The sequence below is a fragment of the Terrabacter terrae genome (assembly GCF_039529575.1).
GTDB lineage: Bacteria > Actinomycetota > Actinomycetes > Actinomycetales > Dermatophilaceae > Terrabacter > Terrabacter terrae.
In genome coordinates this window covers 1-1,986 of the sequence record NZ_BAAANB010000168.1, presented here as the reverse complement: position 1 = coordinate 1,986, position 1,986 = coordinate 1, and the positions used below count along the sequence as shown (strand labels likewise).

Sequence of the window (1,986 nt, the reverse complement as noted above, 5' to 3'; positions counted from 1 at the left end):
GGCATCGCCATGGGGCACCACGGCTGGCAGCGGATCAGCGACCTGCTCAACTGGGTCACCGACAACTGGGACCAGCCCGAGGAGGGCATCTGGGAGACCCGCGGCGGGCGTCAGGACTTCACGTACGGGCGGCTGATGAACTGGGTGGCGCTCGACCGCGGGATCCGCCTCGCCACGCTGCACGGACGTCCCGCCCCGCTGGAGCGCTGGCGTGCCCAGCGGGACGCCATCTACGACCAGATCATGGAGCGCGGCTGGAGCCCGACGCGCAAGGCGTTCCGGCAGCACTACCGGACCGACGTGCTCGACGCCTCGCTGCTGCGCATGTCCACCGTCGGCTTCATCACCCCGACCGACCCGATGTGGACCTCCACCCTCGAGGCGATGGACGGCGAGCTCGTCACCGACAGCCTCGTCTACCGCTACGACCCCGCGGCCTCGCCGGACGGGCTGCGCGGCTCCGAGGGCACCTTCTCGCTGTGCACGTTCGCCTACGTCTCCTCACTCGCCCGCGCCGGCCAGCTGAGCAAGGCCCGGGAGACCTTCGAGAAGATGCTGACGTACGCCAACCACGTCGGCCTCTACTCGGAGGAGATCGCGCTCACCGGCGAGCAGATCGGCAACTTCCCCCAGGCGTTCACCCACCTGTCCCTGATCGACGCGGCGATCACCCTCGACCGGGAGCTCGACCTCAACCCTCCGGCGACGGCGAGACGTGAGTCCCGGGTCCCCACGTCGCGAAGCGACGGCGTGGGCCGGGTCGCGGGCAACGGGGCCAGGCCGGCCACGGCCGACGCGAGGGCCTGAGCACCCGACCACCCGGCACACGACGGCACGGCAACGACACGGCATACGACAGCACGAACCGGAAGGAGCATCGTGACCGCGAAGAGCGACTTCACCGAGGAGGAGTGGACGCGCGTCGTGCGCGCCCCGCTGGTCGCCGGGATGGCGATCTCGCTGGCCGACCCGGGTGGCCCCATCGAGGCCGCCAAGGAGTCGATGGCCACGCTCAAGAGCGCCACCAACCCGCCGAGCCACGAGCAGCTGCTCGCCGAGGTGGCCCTGGAGATCCAGGCCACCGTGCAGCAGCGGCACAACCCGGTCAGCGGCTTCAAGCCCACCGGCGGCGCGCAGCCCGGGGAGCAGGTGCTCGAGGAGCTGCGGGCGGTGCAGGCGATCGTGGCCGAGAAGGCGACTGCCGAGGAGACCGCCGCCTTCGGGCAGTGGCTGGTCGCCGCGGCTCAGGCCGCCGCGAACGCCGCGAAGGAGGGCGGGTTCATGGGGTTCGGCGCGCAGCTCGTCAGCGAGCGCGAACAGGACATGCTCGACCGGGTGCGCGCGACCGTGACCGCCTGACGCCAGCCGGGCCCCACGGCATCCGATGGCGTATGCCGTGGGGCGCGCCCTCGCGTCGCCGCTCGCTCAGTGGAGGGCCACCTTCAAGGCGGCCACGAGCAGGCCGATCCCCGCCCCGACCGCAGCGCTCGCGACGCGCCCCCACGGGCTGAGGCCGCTGCGCGCCCCGGCGAGGTAGCTGTAGGCGGTCAACAGGACGATCGTGGCGATCAGCGCCGTCCACGCCGCCGTCCGCAGGGAGGCGCCGGCGACATCGGCGACGAGCAGGACGAGGATCGGCAGCACCGAGGCGCCCGCGATCGGCCAGGTCTCGTGCAGGGCCAGGCGCAGGGCGACGAGCGGGTGGTGACCGTGGGTGACCGCGGCGCCGAGGGTCCGCGCGTGCAGGTGGGCCACCCAGTAGACGAGCACGGTGCCGAAGATGGCGAGGCACAGCTGCGCCGTCGAGTCGACGTGTCCACCGCCGTAGGCGATGACCGCCGCGCACACCACCGTCCCGGTGATCAGGCCTTCGCCACCGCTGATCAGGCCGAAGGGGTCGCGCTTGGACCGACGGTCGATGCGCACGTCACCCTCGGGCTCGGCGTTCCGGTCGTCCACGTGCACCACCCCTCGGCCCTACGCGGC

Annotated in this window: 3 protein-coding genes; 2 read left to right on the top strand and 1 reads right to left on the bottom strand. The window is 72.4% G+C overall.

All coding sequences use genetic code 11. From position 1 onward, the window contains the following. On the top strand, positions 1-807 hold an 807-nt coding region (locus ABD194_RS20380; protein WP_343994920.1), incomplete at its 5' end, for a glycoside hydrolase family 15 protein. A 72-nt stretch (positions 808-879) separates the two neighbouring features. Continuing rightward, a complete protein-coding gene (locus tag ABD194_RS20375; protein WP_343994918.1) occupies positions 880-1,359 on the top strand; it encodes a hypothetical protein in 480 nt (159 codons plus the stop codon). A 66-nt stretch (positions 1,360-1,425) separates the two neighbouring features. On the opposite strand, the gene ABD194_RS20370 is transcribed toward ABD194_RS20375, so the two are convergent. Next, positions 1,426-1,959, bottom strand: a complete 534-nt coding sequence (locus ABD194_RS20370) for a hypothetical protein (RefSeq protein WP_343994915.1) — start codon at positions 1,957-1,959, stop codon at positions 1,426-1,428. Positions 1,960-1,986: the final 27 nt, after the last annotated feature.